The sequence below is a fragment of the Clostridium manihotivorum genome (genome assembly GCF_004015185.1).
GTDB classification, from domain to species: Bacteria; Bacillota; Clostridia; order Clostridiales; family Clostridiaceae; genus Clostridium_AR; species Clostridium_AR manihotivorum.
This window is the reverse complement of the sequence record NZ_CP025746.1, coordinates 1,442,250-1,463,632: the sequence shown is the minus strand read 5'-3', so window position 1 is coordinate 1,463,632 and position 21,383 is coordinate 1,442,250. Positions and strand designations below refer to the sequence as shown.

19 protein-coding genes and 1 pseudogene are annotated in these 21,383 nt (G+C 26.9%); 4 read left to right on the top strand and 16 right to left on the bottom strand.

Features of this window, described 5'->3' with window-relative positions:
• Positions 1-3 precede the first annotated feature (3 nt).
• The 3 genes and pseudogenes from C1I91_RS06605 to C1I91_RS06595 all read right to left on the bottom strand — a co-directional run.
• Positions 4-1,008 carry a type II toxin-antitoxin system antitoxin SocA domain-containing protein gene (locus C1I91_RS06605; RefSeq protein ID WP_128212154.1) on the bottom strand — a complete coding sequence of 335 codons (1,005 nt, stop codon included), beginning with the start codon at positions 1,006-1,008 and terminating at the stop codon, positions 4-6.
• 315 nt (positions 1,009-1,323) lie between these two features.
• Positions 1,324-1,449, bottom strand: a complete 126-nt coding sequence (locus tag C1I91_RS29330) for a hypothetical protein (protein WP_275051647.1) — start codon at positions 1,447-1,449, stop codon at positions 1,324-1,326.
• Positions 1,450-1,784: 335 nt separating this feature from the next.
• A pseudogene (locus C1I91_RS06595) lies at positions 1,785-1,994 on the bottom strand (sporulation peptidase YabG); the annotation flags it as partial.
• Between the two features lie 69 nt (positions 1,995-2,063).
• On the opposite strand from C1I91_RS06595, the gene C1I91_RS06590 reads away from it, so the two are divergent.
• Positions 2,064-2,462: a helix-turn-helix transcriptional regulator gene (locus C1I91_RS06590; protein ID WP_128212153.1), complete on the top strand. Its 399-nt coding sequence runs from the start codon at positions 2,064-2,066 to the stop codon at positions 2,460-2,462.
• A gap of 146 nt (positions 2,463-2,608) precedes the next feature.
• Here the strand turns inward: C1I91_RS06590 and C1I91_RS06585 are convergent, their stop codons facing one another.
• The 5 genes from C1I91_RS06585 to C1I91_RS06565 all read right to left on the bottom strand — a co-directional run bounded on the left by C1I91_RS06585 (position 2,609) and on the right by C1I91_RS06565 (position 7,664).
• Complete coding sequence (locus C1I91_RS06585) at positions 2,609-2,920, bottom strand: STAS-like domain-containing protein (protein ID WP_128212152.1); 312 nt, start codon at positions 2,918-2,920, stop codon at positions 2,609-2,611.
• A complete protein-coding gene (locus C1I91_RS06580; RefSeq protein ID WP_128212151.1) occupies positions 2,901-4,166 on the bottom strand; it encodes a hypothetical protein in 1,266 nt (421 codons plus the stop codon). Before C1I91_RS06580 ends, C1I91_RS06585 begins: the two co-directional genes overlap by 20 nt.
• Positions 4,167-4,183: 17 nt before the next feature.
• The gene (locus C1I91_RS06575) at positions 4,184-5,080 is read right to left on the bottom strand and encodes a hypothetical protein (RefSeq protein WP_128212150.1); all 897 of its coding nucleotides are present in this window, start codon (positions 5,078-5,080) and stop codon (positions 4,184-4,186) included.
• 846 nt (positions 5,081-5,926) lie between these two features.
• On the bottom strand, positions 5,927-7,285 hold the full coding sequence (locus C1I91_RS06570) for a hypothetical protein (protein WP_128212149.1): 1,359 nt from the start codon (positions 7,283-7,285) through the stop codon (positions 5,927-5,929).
• Positions 7,278-7,664, bottom strand: coding sequence for a hypothetical protein (locus C1I91_RS06565; RefSeq protein ID WP_128212148.1), 387 nt, complete (start codon positions 7,662-7,664; stop codon positions 7,278-7,280). The genes C1I91_RS06570 and C1I91_RS06565 overlap by 8 nt, the downstream gene beginning before the upstream one ends.
• A gap of 91 nt (positions 7,665-7,755) precedes the next feature.
• Between C1I91_RS06565 and C1I91_RS06560 the strand changes: the two genes are divergently transcribed.
• The gene (locus C1I91_RS06560) at positions 7,756-8,817 is read left to right on the top strand and encodes an IS630 family transposase (protein ID WP_128212147.1); all 1,062 of its coding nucleotides are present in this window, start codon (positions 7,756-7,758) and stop codon (positions 8,815-8,817) included.
• Here the strand turns inward: C1I91_RS06560 and C1I91_RS06555 are convergent.
• Positions 8,807-10,141 (bottom strand): AAA family ATPase, encoded by a 1,335-nt coding sequence (locus C1I91_RS06555; RefSeq protein WP_128212146.1) that lies wholly within the window; start codon positions 10,139-10,141, stop codon positions 8,807-8,809. The two genes, C1I91_RS06560 and C1I91_RS06555, sit on opposite strands and share 11 nt — an antisense overlap.
• Positions 10,142-10,354: 213 nt before the next feature.
• Between C1I91_RS06555 and C1I91_RS06550 the strand changes: the two genes are divergently transcribed.
• The gene (locus C1I91_RS06550) at positions 10,355-11,269 is read left to right on the top strand and encodes a DNA-methyltransferase (protein WP_128212145.1); all 915 of its coding nucleotides are present in this window, start codon (positions 10,355-10,357) and stop codon (positions 11,267-11,269) included.
• Between the two features lie 340 nt (positions 11,270-11,609).
• Here C1I91_RS06550 and C1I91_RS06545 read toward each other — a convergent pair whose 3' ends face one another.
• Positions 11,610-12,311, bottom strand: coding sequence for an N-acetylmuramoyl-L-alanine amidase (locus C1I91_RS06545; RefSeq protein WP_128212144.1), 702 nt, complete (start codon positions 12,309-12,311; stop codon positions 11,610-11,612).
• Positions 12,312-12,378: 67 nt separating this feature from the next.
• Between C1I91_RS06545 and C1I91_RS06540 the strand changes: the two genes are divergently transcribed.
• A complete protein-coding gene (locus C1I91_RS06540; protein ID WP_128212143.1) occupies positions 12,379-12,969 on the top strand; it encodes a sigma-70 family RNA polymerase sigma factor in 591 nt (196 codons plus the stop codon).
• Between the two features lie 339 nt (positions 12,970-13,308).
• Here C1I91_RS06540 and C1I91_RS06535 read toward each other — a convergent pair whose 3' ends face one another.
• From C1I91_RS06535 to C1I91_RS06510, 6 genes are read right to left on the bottom strand one after another with little or no spacing between them, the layout of a single operon-like run.
• Positions 13,309-13,632, bottom strand: coding sequence for a hypothetical protein (locus C1I91_RS06535; protein WP_128212142.1), 324 nt, complete (start codon positions 13,630-13,632; stop codon positions 13,309-13,311).
• Entirely contained in the window at positions 13,629-14,135 is a 507-nt protein-coding gene (locus tag C1I91_RS06530) for a hypothetical protein (protein ID WP_128212141.1), read from the bottom strand. The genes C1I91_RS06535 and C1I91_RS06530 overlap by 4 nt, the downstream gene beginning before the upstream one ends.
• A 49-nt stretch (positions 14,136-14,184) precedes the next feature.
• Positions 14,185-15,966: a dynamin family protein gene (locus C1I91_RS06525; RefSeq protein ID WP_128212140.1), complete on the bottom strand. Its 1,782-nt coding sequence runs from the start codon at positions 15,964-15,966 to the stop codon at positions 14,185-14,187.
• Positions 15,959-17,719, bottom strand: a complete 1,761-nt coding sequence (locus C1I91_RS06520) for a dynamin family protein (protein ID WP_128212139.1) — start codon at positions 17,717-17,719, stop codon at positions 15,959-15,961. Before C1I91_RS06520 ends, C1I91_RS06525 begins: the two co-directional genes overlap by 8 nt.
• Positions 17,720-17,725: 6 nt before the next feature.
• Positions 17,726-18,745, bottom strand: a complete 1,020-nt coding sequence (locus tag C1I91_RS06515) for a V-type ATP synthase subunit I domain-containing protein (protein WP_128212138.1) — start codon at positions 18,743-18,745, stop codon at positions 17,726-17,728.
• Positions 18,746-18,779: 34 nt separating this feature from the next.
• Positions 18,780-21,290, bottom strand: coding sequence for a dynamin family protein (locus tag C1I91_RS06510; protein ID WP_128212137.1), 2,511 nt, complete (start codon positions 21,288-21,290; stop codon positions 18,780-18,782).
• Positions 21,291-21,383: the final 93 nt, after the last annotated feature.

Below are 21,383 nucleotides of genomic sequence, written 5' to 3'. Positions count from 1 at the left end.
ATACTACATAGAAATTTGTTCAAACATTTTTTTGCTATAAACACCGATATCAGATGGGTTTAACATATTAGTCTTCTCTTTAACTGCTGAAAAATAATCTCCAATTAGCCTTTTTTCAATTTGTCTATCTGAAGATGCAGCTATAGGCAAATCTCCACGAGTTTCTAACCATGGTGTTTCAGCATGGGTAAATGCTTCCAAAACCTTTCCACTATAGCAACTTAAATTTTTAATCACACTATCAATAATAGCTTTCTCAGATACTGTTAAGTTAAAATTATCTATAACTTCAGAAATTCCCATTGGATCAAATTTATATTCTTTATATTTGAAATATATATCCCTGTATACTGGTCCATGAATCCAGGCTTCGCAGTTTTCTTCAAATATAAATTGATTTGTAAAAGCATAATAAAATCCCTGAACATAATACAAAAGTTTTTGCAATGCTAATGGAGTAATATCTTCACATTTGCTTACAAGATAATTTCCAACAACATCTATCTTCTCACCATTTGAAACATTCTGAGTTTCTAAAAGTTTATCTGTAGCCAATTTACTCTTCTCATAAGCTGATTTTGATTTTAGTTTCTCTTTATTACTTTCCAAAATGGAAAGATAAAAACTAGGCTCATCATAAATTCTCTGCAAAATTGCTGAGTACTGCTGTGTAGGCATATCTCCATCATAATAACGGCTAAAGGTCTGCTCTCCCCAACCTAAAAGTAATGATAAAGGTCTTTTACCAATGTTGTACTTTTCAGGTATCTCCATTATATTAGTTAAAGAAATAATGTTATTCTGCTTTCTAAATTCATTATAAAGCTGCTCCAAATTATAATCATTAATGTCATTTACAAAGATCTCGTTATTACATTCGTTACAAACTGCTAATTTTCCATAATAGTTATAAATCTCACCTTTTAACTCTGCATTCATTAGCTCATTTTTTTCTGTATATAATACATCTTTTCTACAGTGTTCACAAAATGTTGTTTTCATATCCATTGTGAAATCCTCCTTCCAAAACCTCAACCCATTATTTAAATAAATACTGGATTGGCTTGTTCCTTTTATGAAATGAAATTGTAATTACTCGTTTTTTATCTGTATATTCGATAATATTAAATTTAATATAAATATCAATAGATTCCTCTTCTCCAAAGATGTTAAATAAAACTCTTTGAAGACAAAAAACATAAAGAACCTCATGTTCAAAACCAGGATTTATATTATTTAGTGAATGACAAAAATCTGTTACCTCTATACTAAGTAAAATATCTTTCTGCTTTTTAGTATTTAATCTATATTCGTTAATAAAATTTATGTTCTTTTTCTATTGCCATTTATTGAAATAGTATAGCAATTATCGTTGATGCACTCTTTAATCTTCTTCAAAATTACTTCAACCTCTTCTTTTGTATACTTCTGGTTGTAATATTCCGGCATTGCATCAACTCCTATATTTTGTTCTTATTGTACTGTATTACATCCATTATGTAAATTAATATGCATTAATTGATGCATATCTATATTCTTATATATCGCAATCTCAACTTAATTCTTGACGCAGTGCGTCAACATTATTAAGCAATATACTATTTTATTTTAATCAGTAGCTATTATAACTAAATTAATCACCAAAGCTATTTGCGAATTTTTAATAAAGTATTAACATTTGCTATACTTATTTTGACTTATGCTATGCTTTTAAAGCAGTATAAAGGTAGGAGCTACATTAACTCCTACCTTTATACTATAATATATGATCTTCTTATCTTCTATTACACATAAGGCGACTTAGGATACCCTTCCCTATACTTCCCCCTAGTCTGAAGCCCACCTATGCCCTTTATCCCTGTTATTGTATTCTCAATAACATCAGTTATGGACACTACCTGATCTATTCTTGTGTAAGCTATCTTTTCACATACAAATACAGGATCCAGGCAGTGGATTAAAACGCGATTTGGACTTGAGGCGAAGTTTGCACCACCAAACTGAACTCAAGTGCAACATTTAAGAAGATCTTTTCTTCCTATCAATTAAAATTATATGCTGAAATGTATAAGGATTTAGAAGAAGATACTATTGGTAAGAAAATAATTAAACTAAGAAAAGTACATAGCTTAAATCAAAAAGAGTTTGCTGAAATTATAGGTCAACATTTTGATACGGTGCTTCATTGGGAGACTCATGATGTTATGCCTAAACCTGAAAGTATAAAAAAGGTGTGTGATAAATTTGATTTACCACTTGAGTACTTTCATGAGTATTATTATTTCTATTTTAATGAACCTGGTGAGATGGTCAGGAGGTGGAAGGAGAAGAAGAAATATACTTATAGCAAGTGCTGTAGGCTTCTTGGGGTATGTGAGTCTACCCTTAAAAGATTAATTAGTGGTAGGATTGGGTTGTCTTATGAGATGTATTTAAAATTAAAAAAAATAGTAGAATTTTAGTTTACTTACAAAAGACGCCATCTATTAGATGGCGTCTTCATATGATTTATTAATTAAAAGAAACTTTTATATTTTATATTTTATATTTTTATATTTTTATATAACTTTCATAAATGAAAGCTCTTTAAAGATATATTAAAAGTATATTAAGCATCTTCAGTTATTGAAGCTTTCTCTTTAGCAGTATTAATAACTTCTTCAAGCAACTCCATTACTTCTAATGGGAAATTGACTATTCTTACAGTTGTATCCATTCTTTTCTCAATTGGGATAAAATAAATCTTGCCTATAGCATTATTTAGAAAAGCTGTATTTATTAAATCTATATTCTTAAAATCAATAAGAATACTATTTTTATTCTCTATCTCAGTCTTAATTTGATTAAATACTATATCACCGTCATCTTTACTAATAGCCACATTAGATTTTAGTATATCTCTAACTATTATTTCTTTCATTAATTACCACCTCACTACTTTTACATAGAATTTTATTTAGAATACAATATAAATGATATATATGCATTTTTCCCATATCTTTATCAATATATTTTGAATCATTAATTTTTATACCTTCAAATTCCCTTTTAAAAATAGTTACTATTACTTGACTATCATTAATTTCCTTTTGATTTTTTGTAAATTCAATTTTCTTGCATGTCTCATCAAGATGATTGATATTAAAATCCTGTGATTTTGTTAAATCTATTGGAGAACTAATATCCAATTTACTATAAAGAACTTCATCATATACATGATCCTTATTAAAATTAGTAAAAAGAGCTACATTTTCTTTATACTTAGTTTTATTAGTTAATGAAATATTCTCCTTAGTATTTTCAAAACTTACACCTTCAAATTTTTTAGTTGAAAAATATATAATTCCATCATACTCCTTATTTTTCAATGTCTGAGCTAAAATTTGTGGTATTACATACTCCTCACAAAAAGTATAATCTTTATGTTCTTTTTTTCTTTCGAAACTACATATCGATGCTAATAGTATCTTAAAGAACGTTTGTTTATAATTTTTTTCTATACCTTCTCCACCTATTACTTCTAGGAATTCTGTCTTATTAAGTAAATCATATATATTATTTCTTAAATCGTAAACTTTCAAATCTTCTTTAATTCTTATTGAAGATATCTTCAAGTCACCAATGTTTTCATCACTAATATCTAATTCATGAATTATATCAACAATCGATTTACCTAAATATATTATTGGCTGTCCAGTTAAGCTATATCTCTGATTTTTAATTAAATACCTTTTATTAAATGGTATATGAAACATTTCCCATCTTGTTAATATATTTTTTTCTATTCTTCCTTTAAAAAATATTTCTTTTTTTATATCAGTATCATAGAAACACCATAATTCATATTGATTCATAATATCTGTAAATACTTCCAAGGAATCTTTAATTTTTGCATCGATCCAATTTATATATACTAATTTCATTTTATCAAAGAAATCTATAATTTCAGCATTTTCAATGCCTAAAATTATTTCTCTTAATTCATTACATTTACTCTTTATATCACATTTCTCATCACTACAAGCATCTTTAATTTGTGAAAAATTCGATATAAACAGTTCCTTATATAGCTCTATTGCATCTTCATAACATTCACTTTGATTCTGTGCTAATCTCCTCAAGTCTTTTTGTTTAATATCACTTAAAAAATCGATAATACAATCCACTAGCTAAATCCTCCAAATCACAACAAATCTATTCGTGGTAAATACACTTTATTATTAAACACATAATTCCTCTCATTCTTAAACTTTAAAGTTATCAAATTACCGGGAAAAAAACTTTTCATTTCAAATTCTTCCTTGAAATAAAATTTATTAACATCATTTTCATCAAAGCAGTTATCACCAGAAAGGCTAATAAAAAACTTTCCAGAAATAATATATGCTTCTGCATCAATCTTATTAATATATTTTCTAAGAAGATATAATCCTAAACCTCCACTTTCTTCTTTATTTCTTGTGGAATTGTTCTTTTTTAAAGCCCACAAAATTGCATCTTTATCATTTAAAAATTTGTATTCATTTACACTTTCTATATTTTGTTTAATTGTTCTCCCAATATTACATACACTTATTAATATATCATCTTTATCTGTCATATATCCAGACATTGACCCCTCTTTATCAGTTGCATGCATAAATATGTTGGCAATAAATTCACTTAATAAAATCTTAATGTCTGAATAGTATAGTAATTTTAGCTCTTCTAAATTTTTAAGTAAAAGTATCTCTATTTCTTCTTTTGAATTGTTTTCATCTAAAAAATTATATTCTAATAATTTATTTTTATTAGAAGAATACTTCTTAAATAAACGAGTCAATATATTATCAGATACCTTTATTGTCATTCCATTACTATCCCTTATAACCATTTCAATTATATTATTTCTACTATCCATCCTTCTTGCAATTAAGCCTAAAAAAGACAATAGATTGGTTTCAATTTTTTTTGTATACTTCAAATTCCATATAATTCTGCCTTTATAGATTTTCTTACTTACTCCCCACAAAAAAGCTAAAAATTCAATCCCTTTTTTATCTGTTCTTAAATTTTTAGGAAAGTTAATTACCATTGCCATAATTCCTCCAATCTTTAATTTAATTTTAGCACAAACTTAAATTTATTTCATTGCTTCTCTACGTTTATAAATAAAATATTAAATTATTCAGATTGGATCTTTATATTAATTGAACACATTTATTATTTCCTATTTTAAAGTAGCTTGTCCACTTCGCTAAACACCCTCTTTTGTGAAAATGACATAGGACAGGCAACTCTTAAGTAGTTATATCAGGTCAACGCCAGTCCTATTTACAAGCAAGCTCTTAAGTCTTCCTATGTGGTCCTTACTTGTACACTTCACAAAAGAATGTTTAGCGGCTACGCCCAAATGGACAAGCGTATGTACTGTAGGTATAGATGATACTGCGACTCCCCTACCTGACTCTTTGTTCTCTAATTTTTATTGCTTTCCTTCCCGTTCTTCCTAATAACCTCATATGATATAATTTGCTGAAGACATATTATAATCACTTCAATTTTCAATAAACAAAATCAGCAAAAAGAGAAGCCATACTGGCCGCGATGCAGGTCCACTTATATAGTACAAGCATTGCTTAGCTGGTCCAGCTTCTCCTATTGCTGACACATATTTAAATTTATATTTTCATTTAAGCCAAATATGAAAGTTTGTACAAGCTTCAATAGACTTCCATAATCCTTCTTCAGCACTACTCACTGGTCAGATTATTACTGGCTCCCAAAGCTTGCACAAACTCTAAAAATCTATCACCTAAATATAATTAAACGCTATTAACCATTCTCTTATAATTAGCACGAATATTATTCAAAACTACAATTTTAATTAAGCCTTTTATGCTTATAACTGCAAATTGACTATTGATACAAATTAATTTATAACAGATTAGATCATTTTACACTCTTCTATAGTAAGACGAAATATACCTTCGCTAAATCTTTCATCATCTATTTCAAAAGAATCCACACTTTTATATTTTGCTGTTTTTATCAATGGATACACTAGTTTTCCTCTATTTATATTCCTTGATTTGCAGTCTATTTTCAATTTTTCCAAATCGTTCTTGTCAATACTTTTATCCAATATCTTCCACTTACAATCCACCACTGTATCATACCAAATATCATTATTACTAAGTTCTTTTATAACTAGATCCGGTTCGGATGTCGTTAATATCCATAGCTTACTCATCTTTTCTCTCCATTGATCATTTAGTTCACCAATTTTACTTTCAATTTCAAGTGAGTCCTTTTCAATCTTTTTTAAATATCTTATAGATAATTTTACTTCCTTATCTATCTTTATAAATTTTATATCTTTATATTTTTGTGTATGGTTAATATAATAATCATATACATAATATTCAAAAATATAAGAAGGATTAATCACTATACTTGCCATTTTGCATACATTATTGACATTTATATATCCTATATTCGACTCAAAATATCCATCCAAATCTAATAATATTAATAGGCTCAAATATAGTTGTTTTAACTCTGGTTTATTAAATAACTTATAACTTTTATTTGATAGAATCATATCAATTGTATAATGAAAAGCTTTTATCAAGAATTTTTGGTTTATTGTTCTTATTGAATCATGAAGTTTTAACTGTATCTTTTTATTATGGCGAATTAATTTCATCTTAAAATTCTCAAAATACTTTAAAACAGATATAGTGATATCAGCTATTTTAGAGTATAAAATTTCTTTTTGTCTAATTTGGTGTACCCTTGCTTTATTAACTTCTAATATATTTCTTCGTATATCGATTTTCCCTTTTATAATTAAGTCTGAAAACTTTATATCTATATAGTCATATTTTTTATATTGATTAAAGAAAAACTCAATATAGTTTAAAGCCTGAATATATTTACTTTCTAATAAATAATCTAATTTTTCTATATTTCCTAATCTATTCATATGAATTAAATCCAAATAATTATCTTTTAACAATTTATAATTATTTAGTTTATATTTCAAAATCAATCCTAATGTAATATTAATGTATTGACCAAAATTTTCACTTAAGTTCTGTGCTCTTTTATCAATTATTTTTGGCAAAATACATATTTTATAGAAGTTTCCATCTGAATTTATTTTAAAATATCCTATCATATTATTTAATTTTGTATTATTCAGTATCTTTAATTTATCTTTGAATTTCGAATAATTTATTCCTTTATTAGTAAGTTGCTCATATATGTTATCTGTTTCATTAATTAGAATTAGATCATCCATTTTCTCTTTCCTCTAAGAGTTCATATTCCGCTTTTTGAATTATGGCTTTTATTACTTCATAATAATTAGTATCATCACTGCTTAAACAATTCTTTATATTAACAAATTCCTTTTTGAATTTATTTTCTTCTGAATTCCATTCTTCTTCAAATTTCATATTGCAAATAATTGTTCTAAAATCTTCAAATCCTATTTCTCTAATTTCTTTAAATTCATTTATTAGTTTTATGAATGCTCGATAAAATTCTTTTACATTATATATAAACATCCAATTTGCATGGCCTATTAGATATCTATCTGGATGTAAATATTCTTTATACTGAACAGAAATTTCTTCATTCAGAGCTTTAAAAAATAATTTTATATATATAAATTTCAATAATAAAAATTCATAGTAGAATATTACCAAATATATAAATCGCAAATAAGTGCAAAATAATTACAATAATATTTAAAAGGTTGTGATTTATATGGATAATATTTATTCAAATAATACATTAGAATTAAATGAAAAAATTAATGAATTAAAGTCAATTATGAAGGAAACTAAAAATGTACGAATGTATAAAAGATACCTAGTAATATTAAGGCACTTGGAAGGTGCTTCAAATGTTGATATTGCTAAAATGGTTTCTTTAGATCAACATACAGTCGGAGACTACATTAAAAACTACAAAGCTAAAGGATTGCTAGGCTTAGTAATGAAGCATAGTACAGGAGCTCCCAGAAAATTGAGTAAAGACCAAGAAGCCATGATAGTTGAAATTGTAACAAATAAAACTCCTGACGAAGTCGGGTTTGAATCTAGAAAAAACTGGACTATTGAAATAATTAGGCAGTGGGTGATTAAAACATTTTGTATAACCATGAGTCACAGGGGAATCCATGAAATTTTGCATAGATTAAATCTAAGCTATACAAGACCAACCTACGTACTAAAAAAAGCTGATAAAGAAAAGCAAGAAGAATTTAAGGTAACTTTTGAAGACCTAAAAAAACTAATTAATGGGGAGCTAGCGCATCTTCTGTTCGAAGATGAATCCATGATAAGAGACTATCAAGCTATACAGAAAACTTGGTTTAAGAAAGGTCAGCGTCGTAAAATCCCAACCTACGGTAAAAATGCTGGAGTAAAATTAATAGGGATATTGGATTATGGTACAGGAAAAGTATATTGTGAAGAGCATGAGAGGTATGATGCAGTTGTATTTGAAAGATTCTTAAAGTGTATACTAGAACAATACCCTACGGGTAAAATCGTAATGATACTAGATAATGCAAGAATACATCATGCAAAACTACTTGAGCCCTTTTTATATGAGAATAAAAATAGATTAGAGTTAGTATTTTTACCACCATATAGTCCAGAACTTAATTTGATAGAGGGGTTATGGGGGTGGCTTAAGTCAAGAATAATTAATAATGCATTCTATCCTACCTTATCTAGGGTAAGCGAAGCAGTGCAAAGGTTTATTACACATATAAATAAAACCCCTACAGAAATCATAGACAGGCTATGCATTAAAATGTAGAAGTTTTATTGAAATATATATATTTATCTTTTATTTGTTCTTCATCTGGAAAAATATCAATAACTTCAAATCTTCTAAATAAATTGTCCTCTAATATATTTTTTTCTTCACTGTAATTAGTAGTACAAAAAACAAATAAATTATTAGGTAATATCAGTTTATTAAATTTTCTATCATCATTATCTTCAACTAACTTAGGCATATTTATATAATAAAACCATGGATATTTTTCTAATAAAGTATCAATAATTTTAAACGGATCATAAGTTTCTATATCACCTAATGTCTCTTTAATTTTGATAATAAAACTATTATCCACTCTCTTACTCTCTTCGATCAAATATATCAAATCTCCTAAAATTTCATTTAGACTATTCTCCTGTATTTCTTCTAATATTAATGCATACTTTTGTTCTGGATTTTTTATAGCACTTAAAATAAAACTAAGAACCATACCTTGTTTTTCAGTGTATAAAATATCTACTCCTTTTAAACTTATTCCTATGCCTTGCATCAAATCACTATTGCTAGTACCTGAATGAACATTTATTCTGCAAATATTTTCGGTATTTACAACTCCAATTTTATGCAGATAGTTATCAACAGCGGTCGACTTCCCCGTTCCAGGAACACCTTTTAATAAAAAATTCAACCTTTCACCACTAATCAATTGCATCCTTTTATCAAAAAGAAGTATATCTAAAAACCTATTTACTACATTTTCACAAGGTAATATATCTTGATCTTCAAATATTTGATCTACGTTTCCCAATTTACATCTTTTATAGTCTTCTTTATACATGTATATATCATTATATATATATGTAGTTAATGTACCTGAAATTTTTTTAGAACTTAAGATTCGATTATTTGTTAATTCAAATGAAACAATATCACCAAGCATAAAATTTACTCTACTCTGAAAACCGCTTAAATCACTTCCATACTTTTCTCGTAAAAATTTGATTGTACCTATTAAGCAATTTTTTTGCGAATCTCCAGTAATCAACTTTTTTTCCTTCATTTCATCAAATTTGTTATTAACAAATCTCACCAACTTTATAAAATTTGTATTTTCATCTATACTTGCATATATCTCATCATCTTTCTCATCGAAATATACCTGAAATTTAACTTCTTCTTCAACATTTAATAATATATTTTCCTCATCTTCATTTAAGTTTAAAGCTTGTTTAGCTTCTTCATTGATATTTCTTAATAATTTAATAACTATGTATAGTGGCTCTCTTCTTTTGTTTTGTATAAATGATTTCATTATAAGATTTTTATACATAATATTTGTTCTGTTCTTCCTATTGGCCATACTATCACCTCTATATAAATTGTGGCCAATTTTAGGATTAATAAAATAAAAAATTAGAAATAATTTAATTTATTAAATAACTTATTCCAGTTTCATCTCATTATTAATAATATAACCTGAAAATTATACTTATAATTAATGTACTAGTTAATTATGTTCTTTAACAAAATATTCATTCATATATATTTATCAAAGTAATTTTTAGAGGTATATATGGACCTATTTAATAATAATGAGATAGGATATATTTTTAACCAAGATTGCCTTTATACTAGTAAATTAATTAATAATCATTCAATAGATTTGATTATTGCAGATCCACCCTATTATAAAATAGCCAATAAAAAAGATGCTGAATGGGATTACGAATGGGAAGATGTAGAAGAATATATTGCTTGGAGCAAAACACGCATATTACAATTTAGAGATATTTTAAAAAATACTGGCAGCTTTTATCTATGGGGCGCAATCGGTTATAGCAATGGATATTCCCTTCCAAAGCTTGCTGATTGGATTGAATCTAATCAATATTTCAAAGTAATTAACTGGATAACTCAAAAAAACACTCATGTATTCGGAACTAAAAAAGGTTTTCCTCCATGTAGAGAAGAACTAGTCTTTATGGTCCCATGGAAATGTGAAACATCTTATTATTTTAAGCCACAGTACACAAATGAATCTACTAATCGTAAAGATTTAGGAGCGAACGGTAAACCACGTAAGAATGATAAGAAACGTTGTACAGATGTTTGGATAGATATGAATTTTGAAGATGAACTTTTATGTAATGAAATCTGGTCAGATATTACAGAAGCCTCTCAATCTTCAAAACAAAGATTTTACATGTCAGATGGTAAAAAGCACCCCACAGTAAAAGCTCTCAAACTGTGTGATAGAATTTTGGATGCTAGCAGTAAAGAAGATCAAATAGTTTATATCCCATTCGCAGGAACTGGTAGTGAAATTGTAAGTTGTATAAATAATAAAAGAAAGTTTATTGCAAGTGAGATAACCCAAGAGTATATAGATGAAATAATCTTAAAACGTTTAAAAAATGATTTTAAGTCTTTAATTAGAATTGAGCTAGATTCGGATATCAACTGTTATAAATTATTTTATATACCTTAAGAAAAAATTGCTCTTCTATGACTTTGTCATATATTCACACATAAGCACATTAGTAAATATACTTATACCATTATAAATTCCTTCAAGTTTTACAATAAAATAGACACATAAAGAAAAGCCTGCAATCCATTAAAATTGCAGGCTTTATCAATTCAGTATATATAATTGATCTCCTAAATAGACTATTTAATTAAATATATATTACTTTATATTCTACTTATCTTACTATTTAAGCTTATTGTTTACTTTATTTGATTGCAGCTATGTGGACACTTAGTATAACTTGGTAAATATCAACTTTCTTTAATTATAATCTATTCTATCAATCTCCTTAAAACTTTTACTTAACCTTAATTTTCTGTCCCTCATAGATAATATCAGCATTGGCAATATTATTCAGTGAAGCTATTTTTTCAACTGTAGTTCCATACCTTTTAGCTATTGAATATAATGTGTCGCCTCTTACTACTATATAATAATTAGCTTGCTCAGTAGACCGATTATCTTCTGATACATTTAGCTCAAATGCTTTGCATATCCCTTTAAATATTGCCTCTGCCATACTCTCTGGATTATAATTATTCATATCGACTGGACTATCACAAAAAGCACATTCTATAAGTATCGCAGACATATTAGTATTTTTTAGTACAAACAAATCATTTCTTGCTTTTACTCCTCTATTCGTAAAACCTAACTTTGCGATCTCAGTAAGAATTATTTTAGCAGCTTCTTCAGCTCTTCCTCCTGGAATACATAATATCTCCGATCCATGGCCTCCAGTACATAAATTATGATGAATGGAAATAAAGAAATCAGCATTGTTATTATTAGCCGCTTTTACTCTTTGATTTAAAGAATCATATAAGCTAGTGGCACTTTTAGGAGTGCAGTTAATTACATTTAGCCCTTCAGCTCTGCATTTTTCTATAAGCTTTGTTCCTACCTCATAATTAAGCTCATTTTCTGATCTTATACCTACTGCTCCCCCGTCAAATTGAACATTGTGGCCTATATCTATAGCTAGTTTTGATATTTTCATGAGTATCTACCTCCTTTTCCTTAGATATATGCCGACTGGCATATATTTTAGTTGAGAGGTGATATTTATGGATTATAAACATATTGAAAATCTAGTACTGCTATGCAAGGAAGATAATGAAGAAGCTAAAGAAACATTAGTTTCAGAATTTAACCCTTTTATAATAAATCTGTGTAAGAAATCTTTTGTAAGTGGATATGAATTTGATGATATAAGAAATGAATGCTATAAAACTTTATTTAATTGTATAAAGCTTTATGAACCAGAAAAACATAGATTTGTAGCTTATGCTACTAATGCTATGAAGAATTCAGTTAATTGTCTTATAAGAAAATCTGTAAGAAGACAGTTAACTGATGGTTCTAAGGTAGTTATGTTAGATACTAACTTGGAGAACATAGATTGTTGCGATATGAATTATGTTGAAGATATTATTTGCCAAAATCAAGTAAAGTCTCAGATAAGCTCTATCATTAATACTCTAAATGAAAAAGAAAAGGAACTTGTACTATATATTTTCTTTAAAGGCTATTCCATGAAGAAGTATTCCGATTTTAAAATGATTCCTTATTATAAGGTTGTTGATATGAAAACAAGTATTCTTAGTAAACTAAAGCTTGCATTTAAAGTAGACAAGTATTGTAACTTCACAAATTAAGCTATCATTACACAGGATCTCTACAAATATAAATTTTATAAAAAACGTATAGAAATACTTAAAATATTATGAGACATAGGTTTATTGGTAAGCCCTATGTCTCATTTCAATTTTACAATTCCATACTATTTAAAATATCTTTTAGTGTTTTTAACTCTTCTTTGTATAGACCATTGAGTAGAATTTTCTCTAGCCTACTTAATCTTTGACAATTTATAGGCTTAATTAATAGACCAATGAAATATTAGTTTATTATCAAGTTTCATAAATAATTATTATCTAAATTCAAGATAATTTGCATTTCTATTACTAGAATAACTTTCTATATTAATAATTACTTTATCTAAATGATATATTTCTCTTCTCTATTATTATTCTTTTGCGTTCATTTTCAATCTCCACTAAACAATCTTCTAATCTCTTTAAGGATAAATCATTTGATACTTTACCTTTTATTTCTTTTAATTTAAATATATATTTATCTATAGTTCTGTTTAGCATAAAGATTTCTTTATTAAGTTCTCTTATTTTCTCCCTGTCACTTTCAGTTTTCTTTTCTAGAACTTGATTCATCTTATCAATAATAAGCCTATTTGCCCTTTTATATTCCTCATCTTTAACTAGTGCAATTGCTATATCAATAATATCCTTTTTATCTATCACTTTTCCCACACCTTATCAATTGAACTTGAAACTGCATTAATTAAAAGTGCCTTTATATCATCACTCATGTTATTTTCTTTTAATGAATTTGTAAGATTATTCATTAGTTCTAAAGTTACTTCAGCTCTATTTGCCAAAGTCTTTATATCCTCACTTACACGTCTTACATAATCATCTGTAGCTGCTTGTAATTTATCTATCTCTTTATCCATAATATCTAATGTATTTTGAGTTTCAATCCTGCTACCTTTAATTCTAACTATTTCTTTTGCTATATCTAAAACTGTACTCATATTATCAGCTACCGAACTTATTATTTTTTCATTAGTTAAAAATTTATTTAATACTTCTTTATTGCCATTATTGTTTGACTCAGAATGAACTCTTGTAGAATTCATATCTGTATATACTTCTTGGTATCCACCATTAACTATAGTCTGGCTTTCTTTATTACTTACTCTACTTCTTCTGCTATTTGCAACAGGTAAAATTGTATTGTCCATCACTACATCTCCAATTCTTATCTTCTACGTTTTAGACTATTTGTCATTATTATTTATATAGCTCTAAAATTTCTAATTTTAACTTAATTAATTCATCTATCTCAATACTATCTAACTCATCCTCATCTTTATTAAAGCTTCTTGCAAAATCATCAAATAAATCATTTATTTCATCTTCATTTGCTTCTTTTAAATTCTGCAACTCTTTAATGACAGATTTTTCAATATCAATTTTCCACCCAGAAATTGCTTCCTCTGTTCTATCCTTTAACTTTCCTTGCCATGTTAATGCATCATATAAATAGAATATGCCTTCTGTAAAAACAGCTAAATACACTGATATACCTTTAATTGATGTAGCTTTTATCACTTTTAAAAAATGTTTTAAATTATTATGAGTTTCTCTACTAAAGGTCTTACCAAATAAGTTTCCTAAATTTTTCAGTCCTTTACTTGCCGCATTAGCAACCCCTGCTCCAACACCTCCATTTCCACCTACACTCATAAACATTTCTTTTAAACCTTCTTTAATGCCATCTCCAACATGCTTTTTAACAATACTCTCTATCACTTCTGTATATATTGGTATTTCTATGCTTACTTTAGTTTGCAAATTTTTAATTGCAGTATTTAATATGTTTTCAATTTTCTGATCTAATTGACATATTTCATCTTCAATATAATTCATTAAATTTTCTGTTTCTTTTTCTACTAATTTAGGAATATGATAATTTTGCATATATGCAAAAGTTTCTTCCTTCTTACTCCATCTATCTGAATCATCTATGAATCCATATGTTTCTTTCTTTATTTTTTCTGATGATTTGATTATTAAAGTTAAAGATTTATCTGCTATTTTAGTAAATGTCTCTTCTATTAGCTTTAAAATTTCTTTTCTATTATTTAAAAATTCTCTATCTAAATTTAGCTTTTCTTCTAAATCTGCTTCTGCTGATTCTATCCTTGCAATTTGTGAAGTTACTCGAATTTTACACTCATCTAAAATATAATTTTGATAATTATATAGTGTTTTGCAAAGTTCTTCTATCTTCTCTTCACTATTTACACTTCTATAAATATAATCCCATAATTCTTTTGTATCTAAGTTCTTTTCTTTATTACTCTCTACAAGAAATACTTTAACTTCTTTATGTATACAATCATTAACTGCATCATGTATTTCACTTATTCTTTTATTGCTAGAATTTAATTGAGATGGACACATATTGATGGCTAGTACAACTTCTACGTTATCGTTTATTATCTCTCCAACATATTTTAAAAATTGAAAATCATCATCACCTAATCCCGATTTGTAGGATACCACATAAACAACAACATCACTCTCAGGTATGAATTCTTTTAATACTTCTTCGTGATAACTAATCAAAGATCCATATCCAGGTGTATCAAAAAGTCTCATTCCCTCGTACATATTATCTTTAGATTTTCCAATATATCTTAGCCTATGCAAATTATCATCAGGATTTACTACAAGTTCATCAAAAGTTTCTTTATCTAATTCCTCTAAGCTTGAATCTTTATTTATCGCTAAATATGTATCTTCACTCTTATTAGAAATCACAACTTCTGTAATTACTCCAGTAGTAGGTTTTGCATTTTCAATTAAAATTTTATTATTATTTAAAGCACTGTTTATTAACGCACTTTTTCCAGCGCTTGTCTCTCCAAGCATTACAATATAATGAGCAGGATTCATTATCCTCTCTTTAATAAGAAGGTTTTTTGCTATAATGCTGTTATCATTAACCTTATTCACAACAGAATCAATTTTATTTTGTCTTTCAATACAACTATTAAGATTATTCATTTATAGCCTCCTTCATTCTTTTTACATCTTCTAAATCCATATCTAGCGCTGCAATATTTTTTTCATCAAATTTACCTGAGTATTGTTCTTCTATTTTTTCAATATCCTTATCACATTCATTTTCTAAATCATCTTTTAGTTTATTTAATTCACTTTCAATCTCGTCCCTTTTTCCTCTTAAACTATCAACAATTTGTTTATCTAAGTCTTTTTTCAATTGAGTTATTATAGGCTCCAAATCTTCTATTGTTCTTTTAACTCTTACATTTTTGATACCTTTATTTATTAGTCCTCCAAATATAGAACATATAATTCCTATTCCAGCACCTATAATAATTCCAGGTATTCCTCCACCAACAATAAAAACTGCTGCTATTCCACCTCCAATACTTAATATTGGATTTACAGCCTTTTCAAATTTAAATGCTTCCTTTTTATTAAAAGATGATCTATTTTCATATTTTCCATCAAAACCTTTTATTCTTATTAATCCAAGTTTTTCATTTAGTGTATTAGTAAGATCTTCCATGTTCATTAGCAGATTTTCCATTATATTATTAATTGCCTTTTCAGCTTCTTCTTTATATATATTTGAAAGAAGTTCACCATCAACTATTCCTGTATTTATCATTCTTCTGAGTTCTGTTCTTGTATTTTCAATATTTTCTTTTGTATCCTTTAGAACTCTACTGATAATAATGTCCATCTCATCATAAACATAGTTTTTTATTTGCCTAATATTTTTTTTATTTTCTTTAAGAATCTGCTTTATTTCAATAATTCTTTTCTCTTTTTCTAATTCATTTTGATTATTTTGGTTATTACATATTCTTTTGTTATCTTCAATTATAGAAGTTATATTATTCAATATTCCCTCTACTCTCATGTTTAAAGTACTTTCCAAATCTTTATTATAGTCAGTAGAAATATTCTTTATCTCTTTTATTACATTCAATATTCCAGAATTCTTATAATTCTCATCATTATCTAAAAATTTTCCTTGTATTGCCTCATACACATTAACTATGTTAACATTAATATCTCTTTCATCATTATGTGAATTGCTAATGCTTTGTAAAACACTTTGATTATGCTCTTTTGCATCCTCTGCCTCTTCATTACTTTCATCATTCCATTTATTTTGAACAAAAATAGTATTACTAAGCTTTGGCCATAATGCGTTAATAAAATTCTTTTCAGTTCTTGTTATAGGTGGAACTGTTCTAATCATAAATATAGCAGTAACAAGCTTTTCTACATAATCTAATGTAGTTTTCTGATTTTCTGGAGTTAAACTTCCTACCCCTGGTAAATCAACAAGCACAACATTATTCTTTAAAATTTCGCTTTCATTATATAAGACTATTTTAGAAACTCTTAATTCATTAGCTGGATTGTAATCATTATGTACATATTTTTCTAAAGTGCTTACATCTACTAATTCCTTTTCTTTTTCATGAAAATATATTTCAGCTTTACTTGTATTAGTTCCATATCTCACTTCTACTGGAACACAAGTTGTTTCATCAACATCTGTAGGCAAAATATTATCATCCATTAAAATAGAATTAAGAAAACTGCTTTTTCCTGCACCTTGTATCCCCAATACTGGAACAATTATTTCCTGATTCTTTAAGTTTTCTGTAAAATGCTTGAAATATTCTTTAGCATCTATTCCATCGATAACATTGTTTAAATACCTCTCAATTAATTCATTAAACTTTGAATTGTTAATTAAATCTATATATCTCATCCTACTCTATCGTTTCCTTCCAAAGATTCTAGCAAAAAATGATTTATTGCCCCACTCTATCTCTTCTTGCATACTATTAAATCTATCATTCAAGCTTGATTCAAGCTTGTTTATAATTTCTATAACTGTTTTATCATCGATTTTCTGATTTAGCTTCGATATCTCGTTCAATATGTCTTCCTTGTTTGTTTCCCCATTTTTATCTATTGAATTTTCTATCTTTTTTACTATTTCCTCTGCAGATTGCATATTTAAACTTGTTATTTCTTCCTTTCCAGATTTCAATTCTTCTTGCATACTATTAAATTTATCACTAAAGTTTGATTCAAGCTTGTTTATTATTTCGATAACTGTTTTATCATCGATTTTCTGATTTAGCTTTGATATCTCATTAAGTATATCTTCTCTATTGGTTGTAACATTTCTATCTATTGAATTTTCTATCTTTTTTACTATTTCCTCTGCAGATTGCATATTTAAACTTGTTATTTCTTCTTTTCCAGATTGCAATTCTTCTTGTATACTATTAAATTTATCATTAAAATTTGATTCAAGCTTGTTTATTATTTCGACAACTGTTTTATCATCGATTTTATCATTAAGCTTTAATATTTCATTTAATATATTCTTCTTAAATTGACCTAATTTATCTGAAACAACATTATCCTTTTCTTCAATTATATCTTTTATCTCTTGTGTGTTATCAACTAACACTTTTTCTATGGCTTGAGCCTGCTCTATTAATATACTTTTAACCTGTTGTTCTACACTTTCTTTTATTGATTTTGAAATATTACTTATCTCCTCAATTAACTCATCTAACTTTTCAATATTCTCTTCATTGCTATCAGAAAAATCATTTCTAAGCTTGCTTAAAGAACTACTGATTGGTTCTAACTTTTGTACAATTTCCTCACTTAAACTTTCTGATGTTCTACAAAATGAACTTTCCATCGTCTGTTGTAAGTCTTTCATTACTTCTTGTGTCATTTCATCACATTGAATTGCAATTGATTTATCTTTCATAGTTCCTCCCAAATTTATATCTTTTAAAATAATTTTATTTTTTATCTGCATAATGCTTTAGTATCTTTTCTACAACTGCCTGATCATTTTTCCCCCTTAATAATGAACTCTTAAATAATTTTAATTTTAGAGTTCTATAAGAACTTAAAATAAGCTTCTTTTGTTCCTGGCATTCTATTAATGCAATATTATACATTGGGTTCTTAGAATTAATTAATATATATCCTTCCTTAACCTTATACATTTTCTTTAGAAACTTATTTTTTAATACTTCAACTTCTAATAAAAGCTCGCTTATATTATCAGCATTGATAAATTCCTTATAAGAATCTATAACCATATTAACTACAATTGTATTATTATGTGAAAATTCTTGAAGAATATTATTATTAATAATCTGCTTTTCTGTATTTCCTATTTGAATACCATTAAATAAAATATACATATTAAATATTTGATTCTTTATATTGCTTAACTCAATATATAAATGCTCTTTATTTTCACATAATTCATATACAATAAAAATACTTTCTTTAAGTAGAACTCCTTTTTTCCTAATATTAGTCAAATCTTCTTCAGTGAAACTTATACCACAAACTCTTGAAATGAACTCAATACATGGCTCTAGATCCCATGTCCAAAAAACTTGATTACTTTTTACTTTTAGAATTTCATTTCCATTTTCTTTAATATATTCTCCAATTTTTAAATAATTTTTTTCAATAATTTGATTACTTAATATATACATGTCATACTGAGCCCTTGAAATTATAACTTTATTTTCTTTAACGCACGCATTATTATCTTCACTTATTGTAACTGCTATTGATTCTTCTACATCATTATTATTTTTTACTTTTAAACTTTTAAGCAAGTTCTTAAGATTTTTAATTACATCTTGTATCTCATCAGTTTCAACTTTTTTCTTTAACTTTTCCTCATACTCTTGTTTTTGTTTATTTAACTCTTCCTTAAATAAATTTATTGCTCTATAATAGTTAGTTCTCCACTGTTCTAAAACACTTAAATATTTAGCTTTATTTTGATTACATATGTTCTCAACCATTTTTATTGTAGAGTCTTTATCTATAACTTTCACATCTTTGTATTCTACATCATATCCCCAGTCAGCATCAAAAGGACTAGCAGCTTTTCTTTTTATCCAATTTAATAAGCCACTTTTTTCATGATATATTGTTTTTGTTTCATACTTATGCTTTACCTCTAAATTCTTACTTTCCATACTTGGCAAAGAATAATCCTGTCTCATGTCTAAATTAAGCTTTCTGTACAATTCTTGCTTATTTGCTTCCCTACCTTTTACTATATCTATAATGCTATTTTCGATTTGTCTATTTTTTTTATTAATCTCTTCAATTATACTCTCATATCCGTCAATCTCAGTTGAATTAGATTCACTAATCTTCGTAATTGTATCTCTCGTAATTTTATCTATTTCATCTATTTTCAATTTTATATTTTCCTTTGAATCCTCAAACTCAATTACAAACTCTCTGAATTCATCATCACTTACAGCTATTATATTACTTATATTTCCTGCTTGATTTTTACCTATTATTTTTTCTTCCTGGTTTATTATTTCATGAATTTTATCTGAAATACTTTCAATTCTTTGCTGTTCTAGCTTAGGAGCAATCTTTACTATACATGACTTAATTGCTTTATTAAATTTATCTAAATTGGACTCATTATATAAAGCTTTATCATTTCTCATTATTCCATTTAATGCATTAAGTGCTGATAATTGAATAACCTCAAAGTTATTATTAGTACCTGTTCCACTTTTCAAAAGATTTTCAGCCCTTTTTTTATGCTTCTTTAAAATTTCTCTTTTATCTTCTACAACTACTCCATTTTTTCCAATCTTAGCTTCAATGGAATCTATCATATTTTGCACAAGAATAATTTGCTTTTCTTTACTATTTACAATTTTAATTTTCTCTACATTTACTGCATCACTATTTGCTTTAACTGTAGTTAAAAAAATGCAAATATCTATTGTTGGTAATAATACTTCAATAGTAAGTCTCTCATGCATATCTAGATTACATGCATCTAAACCTGGACTATCTATTATATGTATATTATCTCCTAATAAAAACGCTGGTGTCGTAATATCTATTTGTACCACCTTGAATTTATTATTGGGATTATTAGACTCATCAGCATACTTTCCTATATTTTTCTCATTTAAATCTTTACCTTTTAATATATTGCAAGTTCCATCTTCAAAAAATATAGTAGCCTGTCTATCATTTGCCTTAGAGCAAGTAATTATAATACTAGAACTTGGTTTTATTGCTACTGGTAGAATCTGCTCTCCAAGTATTGCATTTACTAATGTAGATTTTCCGCTGCTAGTTATACCCATAATAGCTACTCTTATAATGCTATTATTAATTTGTTTTTTTCTATTCTTAAACCACTCTAAATTATTTCTATATCTTTGAACTCTATACTGATTTTTTTCTAAAACTTCTTGAACATCGTCAATATATTTTAATATTTTGTTATCTTTTAACATTAAAATTCTCCATAAATCAAATATTATTAGTCTTTTATTTTCTTTCTTTATAATTACTTAGTGTAAAATAATAATTTATATTTTACACTTTGA